14 protein-coding genes are annotated in these 18,700 nt (G+C 44.2%); 2 read left to right on the top strand and 12 right to left on the bottom strand.

What is annotated here, in order from left to right; genetic code table 11:
* Window positions 1-4: 4 nt before the first annotated feature.
* The 4 genes from ACXAGK_RS10345 to ACXAGK_RS10330 all read right to left on the bottom strand — a co-directional run bounded on the left by ACXAGK_RS10345 (window position 5) and on the right by ACXAGK_RS10330 (window position 6,129).
* Window positions 5-2,452 carry a TonB-dependent receptor gene (locus tag ACXAGK_RS10345; RefSeq protein WP_474856176.1) on the bottom strand — a complete coding sequence of 816 codons (2,448 nt, stop codon included), beginning with the start codon at window positions 2,450-2,452 and terminating at the stop codon, window positions 5-7.
* Between the two features lie 269 nt (window positions 2,453-2,721).
* The gene (locus tag ACXAGK_RS10340) at window positions 2,722-3,573 is read right to left on the bottom strand and encodes a DUF3307 domain-containing protein (protein WP_474856174.1); all 852 of its coding nucleotides are present in this window, start codon (window positions 3,571-3,573) and stop codon (window positions 2,722-2,724) included.
* A 172-nt stretch (window positions 3,574-3,745) separates the two neighbouring features.
* Window positions 3,746-4,408 carry a hypothetical protein gene (locus ACXAGK_RS10335; protein WP_474856172.1) on the bottom strand — a complete coding sequence of 221 codons (663 nt, stop codon included), beginning with the start codon at window positions 4,406-4,408 and terminating at the stop codon, window positions 3,746-3,748.
* Between the two features lie 230 nt (window positions 4,409-4,638).
* On the bottom strand, window positions 4,639-6,129 hold the full coding sequence (locus ACXAGK_RS10330) for a sensor domain-containing diguanylate cyclase (protein ID WP_474856170.1): 1,491 nt from the start codon (window positions 6,127-6,129) through the stop codon (window positions 4,639-4,641).
* A gap of 171 nt (window positions 6,130-6,300) precedes the next feature.
* Here ACXAGK_RS10330 and ACXAGK_RS10325 point away from each other — a divergent pair, with 171 nt between their 5' ends.
* Both ACXAGK_RS10325 and ACXAGK_RS10320 read left to right on the top strand, forming a co-directional pair.
* Window positions 6,301-6,876 (top strand): exopolysaccharide biosynthesis protein, encoded by a 576-nt coding sequence (locus tag ACXAGK_RS10325; RefSeq protein ID WP_474856168.1) that lies wholly within the window; start codon window positions 6,301-6,303, stop codon window positions 6,874-6,876.
* A gap of 259 nt (window positions 6,877-7,135) precedes the next feature.
* On the top strand, window positions 7,136-7,897 hold the full coding sequence (locus ACXAGK_RS10320) for a DNA/RNA non-specific endonuclease (RefSeq protein WP_474856166.1): 762 nt from the start codon (window positions 7,136-7,138) through the stop codon (window positions 7,895-7,897).
* Between the two features lie 57 nt (window positions 7,898-7,954).
* Here ACXAGK_RS10320 and ACXAGK_RS10315 read toward each other — a convergent pair whose 3' ends face one another.
* The 8 genes from ACXAGK_RS10315 to ACXAGK_RS10280 form a co-directional block, all read right to left on the bottom strand.
* Complete coding sequence (locus tag ACXAGK_RS10315; protein ID WP_474856164.1) at window positions 7,955-8,806, bottom strand: sterol desaturase family protein; 852 nt, start codon at window positions 8,804-8,806, stop codon at window positions 7,955-7,957.
* A gap of 109 nt (window positions 8,807-8,915) precedes the next feature.
* Complete coding sequence (locus tag ACXAGK_RS10310) at window positions 8,916-9,569, bottom strand: CDP-alcohol phosphatidyltransferase family protein (RefSeq protein ID WP_474856162.1); 654 nt, start codon at window positions 9,567-9,569, stop codon at window positions 8,916-8,918.
* Window positions 9,563-10,201: an ATP-binding cassette domain-containing protein gene (locus ACXAGK_RS10305; protein WP_474856160.1), complete on the bottom strand. Its 639-nt coding sequence runs from the start codon at window positions 10,199-10,201 to the stop codon at window positions 9,563-9,565. Before ACXAGK_RS10305 ends, ACXAGK_RS10310 begins: the two co-directional genes overlap by 7 nt.
* Window positions 10,191-11,954, bottom strand: a complete 1,764-nt coding sequence (locus ACXAGK_RS10300; protein ID WP_474856158.1) for an ABC transporter permease — start codon at window positions 11,952-11,954, stop codon at window positions 10,191-10,193. The genes ACXAGK_RS10305 and ACXAGK_RS10300 overlap by 11 nt, the downstream gene beginning before the upstream one ends.
* Complete coding sequence (locus ACXAGK_RS10295) at window positions 11,954-13,288, bottom strand: ABC transporter substrate-binding protein (protein WP_474856156.1); 1,335 nt, start codon at window positions 13,286-13,288, stop codon at window positions 11,954-11,956. The genes ACXAGK_RS10300 and ACXAGK_RS10295 overlap by 1 nt, the downstream gene beginning before the upstream one ends.
* Complete coding sequence (locus ACXAGK_RS10290; RefSeq protein WP_474856399.1) at window positions 13,275-14,138, bottom strand: DUF547 domain-containing protein; 864 nt, start codon at window positions 14,136-14,138, stop codon at window positions 13,275-13,277. Before ACXAGK_RS10290 ends, ACXAGK_RS10295 begins: the two co-directional genes overlap by 14 nt.
* Before the next feature lie 29 nt (window positions 14,139-14,167).
* On the bottom strand, window positions 14,168-16,321 hold the full coding sequence (locus ACXAGK_RS10285; RefSeq protein WP_474856154.1) for an FAD-dependent oxidoreductase: 2,154 nt from the start codon (window positions 16,319-16,321) through the stop codon (window positions 14,168-14,170).
* A 15-nt stretch (window positions 16,322-16,336) separates the two neighbouring features.
* Window positions 16,337-18,676, bottom strand: coding sequence for a TonB-dependent receptor (locus tag ACXAGK_RS10280; RefSeq protein WP_474856152.1), 2,340 nt, complete (start codon window positions 18,674-18,676; stop codon window positions 16,337-16,339).
* Window positions 18,677-18,700 lie beyond the last annotated feature (24 nt).

Raw genomic sequence — 18,700 nt, 5'->3', positions numbered from 1 at the left:
TTTTTTAGAAGCGATATGCAACTGAAAGTTTCGCATTACGCTCTTCGCCAGGCAAACCACCTAGGTACATAGCATTGCTGTAATAGTCAGTATTATCAAGGTTACGAATATTCAACTGTACGTCCCAGTCGTCCGACAAATAGCTAACTGCCGCATCCCAAACTGTGTATGAATCTACGAACGCGTAGTCAATGCCAAATGCAGAAGCTGAGATGGTACGCTCGTCTTCATAGGTTACACCAACGCTGAACTTAACTGGAGCAGGTAGCGCTTTAAAGCTATGGCTATAAGTTAGCCATGTGCTTGCAAATTTCTCAGCAATACCTTTGGTTTGTTCTTCATCAGTGCTCGATGCAAATGCACCTGGTTCAGTACGCGGCTCTTGGTAAGTACCGTTTGCATTAAGCGACCACTGCTCATTGATATCGAAGTTAATGTCTATTTCAACACCCGTAGTACGGTCTTGCTCGTCATAGTAAAACTCTGGAACATCAATGTTGTAAGACGGATCTTCAATATTATCTTCATACAGTGGGTTGGTGTATTGAAGGTTTGTACGCGCTGTATCAAACACAACTACCGAGCCAATGACCTGTTCGTTTAGGGCGGTAAAACGCACGCCTAAATCCCACGACTCTGATTCAGAGTCAGGTCGGTTGTTTTCTTCTGATAGAGAACCTAGTGTGCTGTATGCAGTGCGACCTTTTGAGTGGTTTATGAAAGTACTTAGACTGTCGCTATACATGTAGGTTAAGCCTAGGTTGTAGGTGAAACCATCATCGTTTGCATCGTACTCTGGGTTACCGTCGCTGAATTGATTTTGATAGGTCTGTTTCACGCCACCATATGCACCGCCAATTCGCGCGGTAAAGTTATCATTCAGATACAGTACTTCTTGGAAGCTCACGCCCCAGCTAGATACCTCTTTGTCGTACTTGCTACGAAGCGCTGGATTATAGTCTTCGAATGTACCTGTGGGCCAATTCGGGTTACGAATATCTAAGATGTAAGGTACGGCATCGCTTCGTGTATCATCAGCATCCCAAATAGACCATTGGGTATATTCCACATCCATATTCTCGTAGTTAGCACTAAATAGATGCTCACCACGAATATCCCCTAACGACCAAGTATTGGTCAGGTCAATAAAGTATTGCCAAACACTTTCTTCTGCTTCAATTTTGCGGTATTCCTGTCGGCGCGCTGCATAAGGATATAATACGTCATCAATTACGAGTGGAGCGCGAGGCTCAAGATTTGTGGTGCCATTACGGTCAACATAGACATAGTTGTAAGCACTGGTCTGGCGAATGTACGAGGTCTCATAGGTACGGTATTGCAGTTGCTGAGTTAAAGACCAATCGTCGTTAATTACTAGGTCTTGGCGAAGCTTCACGCGGAACTCTTCACCTTCATTAGGACGTGAAATTGGTGAGATAAGGCTAGTATCGCCTAAATCAAAAGGCTGAACGCCATCGGTAGAAACTAGTGTTGCGGCTAATTGGTCGCGCTGTGCATCGGTTAGTTGTAGACCACCTGACTCTGCAGTATCGTTAACTAAGTCAGCGCCAGTTAAGCTACCTGCATCGGTATCAAACATGGTTAAGTCGATTAGACGAACCGGATGACCTACCGAATCAATTTGAACTGCGTCGTCAATATATGCCGCAGACAATAGGAACTGGTTATCACTTGATGCGACGTATTTAAGAGATGTGTAAAGCTCACTTCGCTCATCGCTAAGCCCACGATAGCCGTCAGACTGTTCACGGTTTGCTACAACGCGATAAGCAAGGTCCTTATTAATTGCACCTGTTGCGTCAGCCATTATTGAATAGCTATCCCAACTACCTACAGAGGCTTTAACCTCATAGGCTTCTTGGAACTGCGGCTTCTTCTCAATAAGGTTGATAATACCACCCGCTTCGCCCATGCCGTATAGGCCAGTAGCTGGGCCCTTAAGCACTTCGATACTTTCAATATTAGTCATTGAGCGGGTTGGGTTATAGCTGTTGCCCAAGTCAGCACCAGCGTAAATGCCGTCAAAAGTGTAGTTAACACCAAGGCCGCGAATCGCTAAATTATCACCTACACCGTAGTTGTTACCGTCTTGGCTCAAACCACTAATGTTGCGAATACTTTCTTGCAGCGTATCAACACCCTGCTCTCTTAATAAAGTACCGTCAACAACAACAATAGCCGCTGGCGTTTCCATTAGGCTCATATTCGATTTAGTGGCCGTACCCGACTCTAAAATAAGTCGATTGTGGCGACCGTAAACGGTAATGACGTCTAAGTTTTCTTCTGCACTCTGTGCTTGAGAGTCTACAGGTGTTTCAGCATCGTTTTCTTGCGCCAGTGCCGACGTGGCAGTAACTGTAGACGTTACTGATAAAAGAGAGAGAAGAATTGCATTAGCAACTTTACTTTTTTTGTGTGAAGTGTGGTTCATTTTCCGCCCAAATCTAAATGATAATAGTTATCGCTTTTAATGAGGGCGCGAATCTTAAGTGGGGAGGTTTAGTAAATCAATATAAAAATAGACTTTAGTTCAATTTTTCTTAAAAAATACTTAAATTCTGCACATTTTAACGTTTTACACACAATTACTTTTTAATAATCAAACAAAGTTGATTTAAGTTGAACGGCCTTTTGCACCGCAGTCGGAGACCGTTATAGCTAAGCGCTTTTAATTTATTTTGCGAGGATAATCAGGAATTACTAAGATTTAATAGGTAGGTGCCCCAACACCGCCGAGCAGGCCATACCAATAGCTAATGTTATCGCCACGCTAGTAAAGGTGCCGAGCAGCACATATTCGGTAAGTTTTCTATCTTGGTGTTTAGTGAGATCACCGAAACGGAAAATAGATTTAGCTGCAATAAGAAACCCTATAGCGGAAAACTGATTTAACAATACAAAAGTTAACATGAGTACACGTTCTAAGTAGCCAATACGCTGCCCTGCCAGCGACAAGGTTTGTTGTGCTTCAGTGGTTATCGTAGGCGGATCATTAGGATGGGCTGATGGGGGTTTGTTAGTTAAAACTTCACTGCTCCAAGGGGACAGCAGTTGCTTTATAATAATTGAGCTGGGTTTAAGCACGGCTAAATAGGCAAGAAGCACCGCTAAATGTTGTGCACCTAGTATCTTTAGTAGCGCTAATGCGCTGTGCCATTGGTTTGTGGCATATAAAAACACGCTCAAGATCACAGCCACGTGAGCAAGTTGATCGATGACAAACGCGGTCGTATTTTGAGAGCAATAAGACTTAATCACGTCAATTTTGAAATGGGAAACCGCTATTATAAGCGTAGCAATGCCTATTGTAGCCATGCTATCGATGCCGGATAAAAACACGAGTGCGATAAAGGCAAGAGCACCATGTAATAGTACATGTAAATACAAAGGTAACGCCAACGCGTGTCGCTCGTTTCTTTGCTTTACCCATGAATAGGGTTGAAAATAAAAGTCGGCAAGCAAGTGTGCAAGTAGTAACCCCACCAATAGTTCAGGCTGTGCAAAATCGGGAACGGCGTTAACGATAGCGCCTTTTGATGTTTCAGCTATCATTCAACGCTCCAGTTATGGCGGTAATCATTTAAGGTTTTCCACTGCACGTTTTGCTTCCTTGTTGTTTTATTTTACTTTCAATTGCTCTGTAATTTTTTGCTATTCGTTTTTTATTACTCGATTTTTTATTACGTGTTCTTTGTTACTGAACTCTTCGTTTCTAGAGTCTTCGTTATTGGGCGGCAATAGCGTGCTTCATATATTCAAGGTATTCAGCAACAAGCTTGTAATTACTCGCGTTAAGAATTCGACTCACATTGCTTCTATTTTTATCGAGTAATGCCGCTATATTCTCATGACTTTTATCCGAGGCTTCAAGATAGGCCAGTAAAGTTTCTGATTGGGTTTGTGTTAAGCCGCTTACCTGAGTATCTGCAAAGCGTGTAAGTAACTGAGTTTTGCTTTCTAGCTCAGTATTGCTGCTGGAAAAAGCAAGATAATTGGGTTTAATCGAATCAAGCCCTCGCCCTGATAAAACAAAGGCTTCCCCTGTGCCTGTTTTCACTTCTTTAGAGCGAAAATGTGCTTCACCCACTGCTACGCTTATTCTTACATCTACGCTTGGCGTGCGAGCTTTTAGCGCTAAACGCAAACCTAATGCAATGTGCATACTATACTGGGGTTGGTTTACCGCCAGCTGAAATGCGTCGCCGCGATAAATGTCAAAATGGCCGTCATACTGCTTAGCGTAACTCGACAGGTGCTGTTTTAGCGCAGTGAGGATATCTCTGAAGTCTTCGTCAGAATAAGACTGAGAGTTTGTAATATCGCCGGTCAGCACGCCAGCATAACTCTTTTGTTTATTATTTATTGCGTTGTTTTTGTTCGTGTTCACTTTGCGCCGCCGTGATCTTTCTTTATTACAAGAAACGCTTCAACTTGTTATCACTATGACACGCCTAATCATCAAATTCAAAAACAATCACACTTTAAAATGTGATTAAAAATAATCACAAATGGAAATGTGACTAATTTATACAACTTTTGTGTAAGAAAATAAGCTTGCTGGGTAGCTAAACTATGGGTGCAGGTGCTTCACGCTTACATTTATGCGCGACGGCGCAATTAAAACGTTGCGCAATTTCTACCTGAATTTTTGGCGCGATAAAGCGCAGAATCAACGTCTTCGATGAATGAGGTAGCATTATAGTATTCTTTTTCTACACTCTTCTTTTTTGTTGATTGACCGCTATTAAAACAAGCCATACCAATACTGACCGTAAGGGTGCCTTTAATTTTTGATTTTTCATGGGCTATTGATAGCTGCGACACATTGCGAAGAATTCTAGCGGCAATACATTCTAAGGCGTCACTATCTGTGCTCGGCAGGATAATAGCAAACTCTTCCCCACCGTAGCGCGCTACTAAATCGTCGTTACCCAAACAACTGTTAGAAAGCGTCTCTGCTACTCTTTTCAGTACGTTGTCGCCAGCAACGTGCCCGTAGTAGTCGTTATATTGTTTAAAATAATCCACGTCTATCAACAATAAACTAATGGGAATATCAGCTTCTTTACAGCGCACGATATCGGATTTTATCGTTGCATCAAATAAGCGCCTATTCGCAAGCCCCGTTAATCCGTCGATATTTGCTAAGCGTTCTAACTGCTTATTCGCTTCAAGAAGCTCAATTTGCATTTTTTGTAACGCTTTTCGGTTGTGCAAATTTTGAAGTGTATTACCAAGCATTTCACCTATACGACGCAAATACTCAATATCGAACGCTTTCCATGAATAAGGGGCGCCGATAATATCGCACCCGATAAAACCATACATTTTTCCGTCAACCATAATACGTGAGCAAAGAAGAGAGTAGATTCGCTGCTCTTCAAAACTAGCTTTTTCCAAAGACGCGGACTCTGGAAGCGCTGAAACATCATCGACCTTAAACAACCCATTAGAAATATGGCTCATAAAAAACGGCATGGAATCAGTTGGAATATTTTGCAGCTCACTGATGTAGGGAATAACTCCCGCCGCAACCCACTCATGGGTATTTGACATTAATTCGCCATCGTCGCTGAATTCAAACAAGTAACATCGATCTACGTCGCAAAACTCGCCGAATGCGGCGAGTGCTTGATCGATAATACTATCAAGCTCGCTAACGTTGGCATTGATTAACTTGGAAGAGAAATTAGTAAGAAGCTGGTTAAAAGTAATATGCTGATTAATTTTTGAGTCTTTTTGTCCAAGATCTAGAAGCGCTGTCATATCGGTTTTGATATTAAGAACAACCCAATTGTCCGTAGTGGTAGAAACAATATTGCCATCAACAAAACAATTCATGGTTCTAGAGCTTGTTTGAAGTCGAAAGAAATCGTTGACCTCCACGCCAGATTCGATAAGAGAGAAAGGGTCATCTCCTACTGACACTTCTTCTTTCGAATTTTGGTCAAAGAACGTAAATAAACGACTTTCCGATTTCTGTAAGTCGATTATTCCAAAACATTTTTCAAAATACTGGCTAGCATAAATATCAGAACTACCCGCACATTTAAACAATATGCTTGATGGTATTTGGCGAAAAAAAGATATGACTTCGTCTTTATTCAAGGTCTTTCCCGATAGTAAATGCACTTTAAAAATAGCAGCACTTCAGCAACTGTAAAACGTTGCATAGCCAGAAAGTGTGAAAAACTTAACAAATAGTTTATTAAACTTATTTAAGGTGTGCGCGTAACTAAATAGGAAGATAGGCACTGCAAAAAGGACTAAGCGTAAATAATGACCGACTCGATAGTTGAGCTGTTAGATGAAATGTATGATGAGGAAAGCGAAAAGACGTCACTAGGTAAAATTGTCGAACGCTTTGAAGGTCGTGGTTTTGGGCCCCTCCTCTTAGTGCCTGCACTCATTGCTTTGCTCCCTACTGGCGCCATTCCAGGCGTACCCACATTATGTGGTTTAACGCTATTTTTTATTTGTATACAAGCTGCTGTGGGCAAGAAAAGCCCATGGCTACCAGAGGCGCTTACCAAAAAAGAGGTAAGCTCGGATAAATTGGAAAGCGCCATAGATACTGCTAAACCTTACGCTAAAAAGTTCGAAAAGCTACTTAAACCCCGTATCACATTTTTATCAGATACGCCGGTAAAGAATATTATCGCTGGATATTGTGCGCTTGCAGCACTTTGCATGATCCCGTTAGAAGCACTTCCTTTTGCCGTTGCCCTTCCTGCTTTCGCCCTTTGTATTACTGCTTTAGGAATGACTAACCGCGATGGTGTGTTTTTGTCTATTGGCATTTTGCTGCAGCTAGGTACTGGGTATTTAGTTATGCAAGCGCTCAGCGTGATGTAATTAGCCCTACTTCTTCTACTCGCTTTTCAATTAAACTTCCTAACGGAAAATTTCTCCTATCAAAGAGGGAACTCACAAATACTGACCTTGTATTTATTACCCACTTTTTTTCGCCATTCTTCTTTTTTTAAAACCGTTATTTACGTACTATTCTTTTCTTATAAAGCCTGTACTTTAGTACAGGCACTTTGCTCCATGTATTTGAAACAAGTACTTAGTGAGACATAACTACATAAGAAAATATGGGCTGTAAAAATCTATGAAGAGAATGTTAGCGGTATCTCTTGCGTTATTTTCGTTTGCTACATTTGCTGAAAACTGTGTATTTAGCTGCCCTATTGGCTTAGGCGGGCAAACTATCACTCGCTCTATTTATACGTTAAACAACAATCCGCAAACAAAGTTTGCCAACTGGGTGGCTTATCACGTAACGCCTGACACCATCGACGGTCCTTCGCGAAGCAGAAACTGGAAAGCTGACCCTGAACTTGACGATGAGAGTACGCTGGAACCTAACGATTACAAAGGTGCATGGCGAAATATAGGCACAGATAGAGGGCATCAAGTCCCCCTAGCCTCTTTTAGCAACTCACCAGACTGGCGTGAGCTCAACTATCTTTCAAACATTACCCCACAAGACTCCGACTTAAATCAAGGTCCATGGGTTAGATTAGAAAATGCTGTGCGCAGCCTTGTGAGAACAGGGCAAGATGTTTATGTGGTTTCAGGCCCACTTTACGAAACGTTTTTCGCTGCGTTGCCCGGTGCCGATGAGCTGCATAGTATCCCTAGCGGTTACTTTAAAGTTGTCGTAAGTGAAGTTGACGGTTTGGTGGAAGCCTCTGCGTTTATCATGCAGCAAAACGCCTCTCGCCGCGATGATTACTGCGCAACGCAAGTTACCATTGATGAAGTAGAATCGAGAACCGGGTTAGATATTATGCCAGTATTACCCGATGAAAGTGAGGAAACCATTGAAGGAAGGCTCGGCAAGCTAGCTATGCGACTTGGCTGTAGCTAAGCCTTTCTTGGGCATAAAAGCGTATAGCTATCATCAATCGACAACTTTTTTTGCTAACTAATTGCTTTTAAAAGGTTGCAGTAGCAAGGCGCGAATTGAAGCATTTTCTTTTATCGCAGGTACATCCTGTTGACCTATGGAAAGTGTTTCGTCGCTTTGCTTCGCTCTAGGGGTAAAGCTTTTAAAAAGCCTGTCCCACCAAGATACACTAAAGCCATAGTTAGAATTTGACTCTACCTTTGCTTGGCTATGATGTATACGATGCAAACGCTGGGTAATGAGCACCCAGCCCACTCTGTCATCCCACTTTTGCGGCAATCGAATGTTCGCGTGGTTAAATAGCGCAAACCCGTTAAGCGCCACTTCAAAAACAACAATAGCAATGGCTGGTATGCCTAGTATCGCTACTGCCAAAGCTTTTACGCCTAGGCTAATACCAATTTCCACGGGGTGAAATCTAAGACCTGTAGTGGTATCGACATGGCTGTCGGCGTGATGCATTTTGTGAAAACGCCATAAAAGTGGCACCGTATGAAACAATCGGTGCTGCCAGTAAATAAGCATATCCAGCAGCAGTACACTTACTACCACTATACCAACAAATAGAGCGTTGCCGTTTTGAGTATTATTCGTTGGTTCTGGGGACGACAAAGTACTGTCGGCTTGACCTGACGCTAGGTTAAACAGTCCAACGCCCTCTTGCTGAGTCCATATCGACACGCCTACTAAGGTTGCAGGAAGTAAAACTCTCGATACAAGTGCGCCCATTACCACCATGGAAAGGTTTCCTATCCAGCGTGTTTTTCTATCTAGTACAGCACTACGCGCTGGAAACATGGCTTCCAGTACTGCCATAAAGGCAAAGATACCAAGAAATACACTTAGGCGAATAACAGACGCATTATCCACTACAGCTCTCTTTTCGATTCAATTTCATGTTTACTTCCTAACGACTAATTACGCTTTGCACATAGAAAAGGCGCAGTTGTGCTGCCTACCCCTTATCAGTTTTAACGCCCTAAATCTTATCATGTGTCGAACACTGTCTTTGTTCTACTTCTACTTTATTTAAGGTGCTAAACCCACCCGCAATTCGAGTGACCACCGTTACGGCACAAGCAGCGGCAAAAATATATGCTAGTACAGCAAAATGTTCAGGCCAGATGCAAAAAGCAAGAAACACAAGAATCGTTTCTGTGCCCTCGGTTAACCCCTGCATATAGTAAAAGCTCTTGTTAGCGAACTGGGGTCTGTCGATATGAAATTTTTCAGCTGCAATGGCAAAAGCCAAAAAGCTACTGCCCGTACCGATAAATGTGGCAAGTAGCACCATTGCTGGTATGCCCCAGCTGTTAGGGTCAGCAATACCAAATGCTAACGGAATAGATGCATAAAACAAAAAGTCTAGGCATATATCAAGAAACCCACCTGCACTGCTGCTACTTTGTTGATAGCGTGCTAACTCACCGTCAATACCATCAAATACCCTGTTAAGTATAATGCAGCTAAGTGCCATTCCCCACCAGTTAAGAATAATAAAGGGGACGGCAAGAATACCCAAAACAAAGCCTGCCACGGTAACTTGATTCGGGCTGATGCCTCTTGCATTCAGTGATGTGATCAAAGGCTTTAATAGCGGTTTAATAAAGGGGGTAATTTTCGCATCTAGCATGGTAATAACTCTATTATTTGACCGCCGGCAGCAAGGGCGTCCTCTTTGTCGTGTGTTACAAGTACCGCAGGAATATTTCGCGCTTTAAGCTGCTTAAATGTCCAGCTTCGAATTTGCTCACGAAGGGCGAAATCTAGCTTACTAAATGGCTCATCTAACAATACGACGTCAGGTTGCGAAGCGAGCGTTCTTAGTAGAGAAACACGGGATTGCTGCCCGCCTGATAATGAAGTGACTGCACGCTCCCCTATGCCTGCTAAGTCGACAGCGCTAAGCATTTCTTCGATAGCCTCTATTTTTGCTTTTCGATTTGTGTGACTGTCTTTAGGCATGGCAAAGGCAATATTTTCTACAACCGTCATGTGCTCAAATAACAAGGCATCTTGAAACATAATGCCTACTTTACGTAAATGAGCGGCTTTATCGTTTACTACAACACCGTTAATTTTAATGATACCGCTAAAACTAAACGGCCCATGAAGTTGGCCGGTAATTGCCTGCAGCAAAGTAGACTTTCCGGCGCCACTTGGCCCCATTACCGTTAAAATTTCTCCGTCTTTCACACATACATTCACTTTTAATAGTGTGTTTTGTGCATGAGAAACCACTAGGTTTTCTAAACTAAGCGCCATGTAATACTGCTCTACTCTTTTTCTCTGAAGTACGTACTTTACTGCCTGGCTTAACTAACATGGCGGGTAAATACCACGCCATCACAAAGCCAACTAAAGGCATAATCGCTTGGATAATAACGAATACCGCCGTTAAGCGCGTACTGCTTCCCGACACTGAAGCCACGGCTTCTGTAGTAATAGTGGCAATAGTGCCCCCGGAGGCCAATAACGTGGGCAAGTACTGGCTGAAACTTATAGCAAGCCCCAGCGCCCACGCCACCATAATAGCTGAAAACAGGGATGGTAATTTAATATGGAAGAACACTTGCCTAGGCGTTTTGCCTAGGCTTTGTGCAACCATTGCGTAGCGAATATCGAATTTGCGATAGGCTACCGCCATAGACAAAAACACGTAGGGCACCACATAAACCATATGAGCAATATAAGTATGAAACCAAACAGCGTCTTGCAGCACTAGCTGCTGGAACCAAACTAGGCCATATAAAAAAGCCACACCAGGGACCAATAGCGGCAAAAATAACGAGATAGAAAACGCCCTGTTAGCATTGATACCTGCGGGTTTAAGCAGCTCACTTTCCAGTGTAAATAGTACTAACCCCAATGCTGAGGTGCTTACCAATATTCCTAGCAATAAACTATTGGAAAGTGGCGTCGCAAGGGTTTCAAGTGCTGTTCGCCAATGCAATAGTGTGGCACCTTCTGGCAATAAATCAGGGTAATACCACTGCTTAGCGATTGAGTACATAAGTACCGAATAAACCACTGCGCCAATCAAAGCAATGTATAGCGCTACAGTGCTATAAGCGGCGCCTTGCACAAGCCTATCAAAAAATCGCCGGTTCCCTTTTGCAAGCCTTTTCCTTCCCACATATATCACTACACGCTCGACACCTAACAGCAGAAGTAACGCCAAACCACTAACGGCAACCTGAAGCACGGCAGCACTGCTTGCCAATAGGCGCATAGATAAATCGATATGATTAAACCAATGCATAATGGCTACGGCCAAAGTGCTGGGGTTATTCCCTCCTAATATGAGCGGAATTTCCACGTTAGAGGTGGCAAAGACCAACACTGCTAATATAGGTAATCTGATTTGTACGAAGACAGTGGGCATCACAAGCTTAAAAAAGGTTGCCACGGGCGAATAGCCAAGCGCTGTGCCCACTTTGATATAGCCAGAAAGCTTACTTTTCACTAATGGCTGCGACATTACGCTTAACGCCATTAAGAGAATGAACGGTAGCTCTTTTAAACTTAACGCCAGCAGTACGCTTAGCCCCGCAGGATCATAGGGAAAAAAAGTGTCGTATGGGAAAAAAGCGTCGCTACTACCAGGAATAACCGTATTGGTTCCTAGCGCTGTTATTCGCGCAAATATGCCTGACGGGCTGAATACAAATAGCAAGGCAATGGCTGCTGCGGCGTGTGGAAAAACAAGAAACGGACTTAATAAACCTTGAATTTTGTTTAGCCAATTCGATTGATAAAATGAAGCTAGTAATAAAAACGCGCCAGCTACCGCCAGCAATGTTGACCCCATCCCAGTAAAAAGTGAAAGCCACACCATCTGCCAAATATCATCAAGAGCAAATAGCGCTCTAAAAACGTCTAGTGAAAAGCTGTTGGCGCCTATGGCAGGAAAATAGCCTAACGCAGGAAATGCCACGCCAACCAACCCTGCCAAAACAGGAATGCACAGTAAAAGTAATAAGCACCAGCGTGCAACACGCGTAAATTGAGCGAACATCAATAACGCGCTCCATAGCGTTCGTACCATGCCTCACGCAGCGCATCGGTCCAGCTTGCATGAGGTTCAGCCAGCAGGATCGTTGCTTGCGATTTATCTAACGCTGATGGGTGAATATTATCTTCTACGAAAAGCGCTTGGTCTAACTCTGAAAGGCTTTCAATATCAAGCACGGTGTCGTCGCCCCACACTTCTACCTTCTGTTTTTTAGCTTGTGCCTGTGGAGAGAGCAGAAAGTTAACCACCGTTTTGGCCGCCGCTTTGTTTTTTGAGTTATAAGTAAGGCCTACAAAGTGAACGTTTGCCAGGCTACCGTCTTGCATAACATAAGTACGAACATCGCCAGGTAAATCGAAACGCGTTACCGCCGAAGGAATTTCTGAAGCGGTAAAAGAGAAAGCCATTGAAAGCTCACCTGTACCCACCAAACGTTGTAATTGGGAGGCTTGACGTAACATGTGCTTACCCTGTTGCCACATAGTAGGATGCAGCGCATCAAGATACGTCCACAAACTAGGTAAAACCGCATTGAGCGATTCATCATTCGCTGGCTGATAAAAAAGGCTTAACTTATCTTTATTAAGTGCAAGCGCTGCATACTTAATAAAACTAATACCTAAATAATCGCTCGGTACTGGATAAGTAAACCTACCTGGGGATTTTTGGCTAAATCGTAGAAGCTCTTCAATGGTTTTCGGCGCCATAAGCCCTAGCGTATTTAAGTGTGCGCTACGGTAGTAAAAAACCATAGACGCTTTGCCCCAAGGCGCCTCCATTCCTAATGTTGGCTCACCGAAGTCTGTTGTTACAGCGGGGTTTTGATCTGGGTTGGTTAGGCTAAAATTGTCAAGTTCTCCGACCCACGAAGTACTTAGCAGGTCGTGCTTTTTCATCGCAGCGAAATTTTCGCCGTTTATCCATATAAGGTCTACACTCCCGTTTTTGTGGTTTCCTGCCGCCTTTTCTGCAAGCACTCGAGAAACTGCATCACTGGTGTCGGCCAGCTTCACATGTTGTAGTTCTATGTTAAAACGTGATTTAACTTGCTCGGCTACCCACTGAAGGTAGCCATTGACCTGGGCGCTACCACCCCAGGCATGAAATCGCACAAGAGGCGGTTTTTCGCTGGCTGCTTCATCGCTGGCGCTGCCCACCGCGGCCTGGGCTACAACAAATACGGAAAATATAACCATGCAGGTAAAAAAGAATACCTGCATGGGGGTAAACAAGGGTCTATTTGTACTTAACTGTGCCGCAGCTTGCCACCCTGAATTCATTTGGGAAGCATTCAGAGCTCTAGCGTTAGCGTTAGCGTTAGCGCTACTGTGCCGCATTAAGCGCCCAGTCATAGTTAAGGTATTCAATATCAGCAGTGTTATTTTTTAACGCTGAAACTTGCGCTTCAGTTAACTGCATTGCGTCTTTATACAGCAAGATAAACTCATCAAGCGTTGACGTGCCGCGCCACTCGCCGTTTTTACCTTCAAAATCCTCTCTGTACCAATCAAATATTTTTGATAAATACAGTGTGTCATCGCTCATTTTGTTGCGAGAGGTGTCAGCCAAAAATCGCCTTGTTTGCGCCTCTAACTGTGAATTAAGTTTATCCCCTGTGTAAGCCTCTTCACGAAGCGCAGGGCAACCTATGCTAGCGCAATTCACCGCGAAATGAATGCGAGGCTCGTTATAGGTTTTTGTAGTTTGGTTTGTACCGCGAATAAGTTCGTGTTCAATTTCATCTAACGTACGGGTTTCGCCTAGCAGTGGCGCTATTTCTTTTTTCCAAGGCGAGGAAAAGAAACCGCCTAAATCACGAATCGAGTCGATACTTGGGTACTCAGTTAAAATAAGTTCGATGGTGTAGGCGTTGTATGCGTTAATAAGAAAAGCGAGCTGTTTGTCCTTATTCCATGAATCGAATGTACTTTGCTCAACCTTAGCCAATCGCGCTAAATACTCGTTAAGCCTAGTTTGCTCTTTTTTAAAGCCATCGTAATTAACCTGTGTACTTGCGCCATTTGAAATCGGCGTTACATACTTACTTAATAAATTATCGAACGTGCTATGTAGACCCGCTTCAGCGCTAGCATAGAAACTTACGCTTGCAGCAAACAGCGCTACGCTGCCTACTGCTACACCACGTAACACTTTACTACTACGTGATAAACGGGCGACTTTACACATGAAAGACGATTGAGTAGTTTTCACTTCTATTACCCTCTGCGCCATGTGTGGAATTTCTCAACGTAGCTTAAAAGTTTTTCAGGAGCATTAGCGCGCTTCCAGTTCCCCGCTGCGTATTTCGCACCTTCTGCCCATGTTGGGTAGGCGTGGATAGTGCCAAGAATTTTGTTTAACCCTAGATCGTGTTTCATGGCAATAACAAACTCAGCAAGTAAATCACCAGCGTGCTCAGAAACAATAGTAACGCCCAATATTTTGTCTTTACCCGGCGGTGTAAGCACCTTAATGAAACCCTTACGTGCACTCTCGGCTACCGCACGATCGAGCTCTGCAAATTCGTAGCGCGTTACTTCTACATCAATCTCTTGTTCTGCGGCATCTCGCTCACTAAGACCTACCCTCGCCACTTCAGGGTCGATAAAGGTTGTCCAAGGAATAACGCGATAATCTACTTTAAACTTCTTAAATGTGCCGAACAGTGCGTTAACCGCTGCATACCACGCCTGATGCGAGGCTACGTGGGTAAACTGATAAGGCCCTACCACATCACCTGCTGCAAAGATGTTTGGCATAAGGGTTTGCAAGTATTCATCGGTTTCTATGGTTCTATCGAACTGAATTCCCAAATCTTCAAGACCAAACCCATTAAGGCGCGCTTTTCGACCAACCGCCACAATCACTTCGTCATAAGCGATAGTAGACTCAACACCTTCTTTAGCTACCACTAATACTTTTTCACCATCTTTCGTTTCAAAGCGCAGTGCGTCATGAGATGTCAAAACATTCACTCCGCTCTCTCGCAGTACAGATTCAGAATATTCGGCTACATCCGCATCCTCGCGGCCCATTAAACGGGGTGCACGTTCAACTTGCGTAACCTCACTACCCAAGCGAGCAAAGGCCTGCGCTAGCTCACAGCCAATAGGCCCACCACCCAACACTATTAAGCGCTTTGGCGCTTCTTCAAGGTCAGCAAACTTAGTCCATAAGGTATCAGAAGTGACATAAACGCTTTGTTCAATACCAGGCAGGTCCGGAACAAAAGGCGCTGCCCCTGTGGCAACAACAATGTTTTTAGTAGTTAGCGTTTGGGTGCCGCCATCATTCTTTTTAATCTCTACTGTCCAGGGGTCAATGATCTTCGCATAGCCTTTCACTACATCAACGCCCAAACTGGTGTAACGCTCTACACTGTCGTTGGGCGCAATAGCCGCAATGACTTCATGCACACGGGCCATCACTTTTTTAAACGACATAGCAGGTGTTACAGGCTCTAAACCATAGTTATCGGCATGGCGCATTTGGTGTGCTACTTTCGCCGTTTTTATAATAGCTTTGCTCGGTACGCAGCCGTAATTAAGACAATCGCCGCCCATTTCCCCTGCTTCTACTAGCGTGACTTTTGCTTTCACCGCTGCGGCGATATAGCTGGTAACTAACCCACCTGCACCGGCGCCGATCACAACTAGGTTACGGTCAAATTTCTTTGGTTTCTTGTAGCCTTTATAGACGCGGCGGCGATTCACTATTGCCACAATGCCTTTAGCTATCCAAGGGAATATACCCAGCAGAACAAATGAAAAGATAAGTCCAGGCGATACGATGCCTGACAGGCTGTCAATTTGCGCAAGCTGCGTCCCTGCGTTTACATAAACAGCGGTGCCAGCAAGCATGCCTATCTGGCTTACCCAGTAAAATGTCCAGGTTTTAAGTGACGTCAGCCCCATTAACAGGTTGATTAAAAAGAACGGAAATACCGGTACTAAACGCAGCGTGAACAAGTAAAACGCACCTTGTTTCTCTACGCCCTCATCTATCTTTTTAAGCTTTTCTTTAAACTTGTTGCGTACGGTATCTCTTAAAATGAAGCGCGCGACTAAAAAAGCTAACGTAGCACCAACACTTGATGCGAACGACACTATAACTAAGCCCTGAGCAAGCCCAAACAGTGCGCCTGCAGCTAAGGTTAAAATTGCTGCACCTGGCAGCGACAGTGCGGTAACGGCCACGTAGATTGCGAAGAACACGCCAATGCTTAATACGGGGTTTTCTTCTATTTGCGCTTGAAACGTTCCCAGTGAGTCCTTCATGCCTTGAAGGGTTAGATAGCTATTCAAATCAAAATAGAAAAAGCTAAATATAGCGGCGACGATAACCCCTAAAAGCGCTATTTTCTTAAACATAAAAATCCTTAGCGCTTAAAACGCGTATTGCATGGTAACTTGAGCGTGACGAGGCACGTTTGGCATAATTAAAGTCGCACCAAAATATCCGCCTTCAAAAAGCGGCTGCCAGTTTTCTTCATCAGTCACGTTAATAACATCTAAGCGTAAACGAAGATCATCGCTAACTCGGTAATCAGCATTTAAGTCTATAGTGTACTGATCGCGAATATGCACGGTCTGTAAAAAGTCTAACGGGAAAGACTTGGTGTATAAAGCACTCGCACCAAGCTGAACATCATCAGTAACCTGCCAGCCAGCATTAATAGATGCTATTTGCGGTGGAATACCTTGCACTCGGCTGTTCGATGCAGGGAACGCAGCAAACGATGGCGATCCCACTCCCGTGCCCTCAATAATATCTGGACGACTGTTATCAAACGCATCTATGACCTGCGCCGTACCTTGGAACGCTGCAGAGTCATCAAAACGCGCGTCTAAATAACTGTAGGCCGCATTAACCCATACGTCGTCGCCTTGGTAAAACATTTGCAATTCAAACCCTTTGGTTTTCACGCCGCTATTGCTGCCATCGCGGTTGCGTAAGCTACGGGTTTGTTCGAACACTGCCGCTTCAGCGTACCATTTGCTGTTTGGCGCGTATTTTACCCCTGCTTCGTACAGAGTATTTTCGGTAGCAAAATTAAGCGGGTTAATTTCATTATTACCGCCCAATACTGTGCCACCCGCCATACTGTTTGATGTAGCATCGTTTTCGGAAAACGCAGCATATAAGTTGATGTCACTGGTTAGTTTGTAAACCGCGCTTAACTGATAGCTAGTTAACGTATCGCTATAGGTATCAGACGCGGCCGTTACTCCCTCAGGCGCTAGAGGGTCACGGGCTTCAACATCGTAATAATCTATTCTAACGCCGGCAATGGTTGAGAATTTGTCTGTCCATGTAGAACGTTGCTGCAGTGCCAACCCTGTTTGCCATGTTGTGGAATCAGTGGTGTCTGACAGGTTGAAATCGCCGCTTCCATCCCCGTCCAAATCATACTGAGCCCCCGGAGATACGAATACACCAGGACGTAACTCGACTAAACGCGCTTTTTGCGCGTCGGTAAGCGGAATAACGCGGTTTGAAATAGGCCCGGTTAAGTCAATCGGATTGTCGGCCTCTGTGGTAAACTGGCTATAGCCCAGCACGTCGTTATAGCGAAGCGCTAAGCCTACGGTAGTAAGTTGGTTATCGTTCCACTGGTAATCCACTTCAGTGCGATTTTCAAACGTATCTGCGCCGTCAATAATCTCTACAAAGCTATTTTGCGCAATTTCCTCACGTTCAAGATACTGATAATAAGTCATGTTGCGAAGCGCCACGTTATCAGCCACTTTGTATTCTACATTGCTGCGAATAACTGTGGTTTCAGCACCATTGATGTCGTCAGGGTTAGTAAATACGCGATTGCGGGGAATAACCACTTCACCGGTTGGTGAAATAATGGATCCAGCGCCCGGAACTGAACTACCATTAGGCTGAGTGCCTTGCCCAGTAATATAAATACCGTTGTCGATAAGGTCTTGCGTTGGGCGGTTTATACCTGCGTTGTCTGGATAGTCTGTGTTGTAATATTCAGCGCTGATATCCCAAGTGAGTGCGTCGCTCGGTATATAGCGATATGCAACAAATAGGTTTGTACTATCGCGCTCAGCAAAATCATAGAAGCTGCCGTGATCTAGATACTCAGCACTGAAGCGAATGCCGCTTTTCCCTTCTTCTATTGCTGTGCCGTAATCTACTTGGGCTGAATACTGATCCCAACGCCCGGCGCGAAGGGTAACTTTACCCTTGCTTTCTGTGGTTGGCGCAACCTTAGTTTGAAGGTTAACAAAGCCACCATTGCGCTGCGTACTACCAAACAATACGGGAGAAGGCCCTTTCACTACGTCAATTTGCTCTATGCTGTTAAAAGATAACGGCAACCCAAAACCATTATTACCAGCCTGACGACGCACGCCGTCTTGAAAAAGTTCGCCTAACTGACCGCGAATACTTGGCAAGCTGGGTGTACCGAAGCCGCTTGCAGCGTAGGCATTAGGGGCTGCCTTTACGATATCGTGTAAATCATTAATGTTAAGCGCTTCTATCGCTTCTGCCGACAATGACGTTACTGCACGAGGGGTTTCTGCTGCACTTAAACCGCTACCAAATAACCCTCTTAACGTATTGTCGCCCGGGTTTTGCGTGTTTACGCTTTGTTGATTGCCTGTTACTTCTACGACTTCAATATCTGATACTTGCTGGGCAGCTAACGACTGACTGATGGCAAGCGCGAGTGTGCTAACGGCTAGGCCGATTATTCTTTTCATTAACGATTCCGTATTTTTATTTAT

This window comes from Alteromonas sp. ABM1_013 (assembly GCF_056160505.1).
Note: the sequence above shows the minus strand (reverse complement) of the source record. Positions and strands in the feature narration are given on the sequence as shown.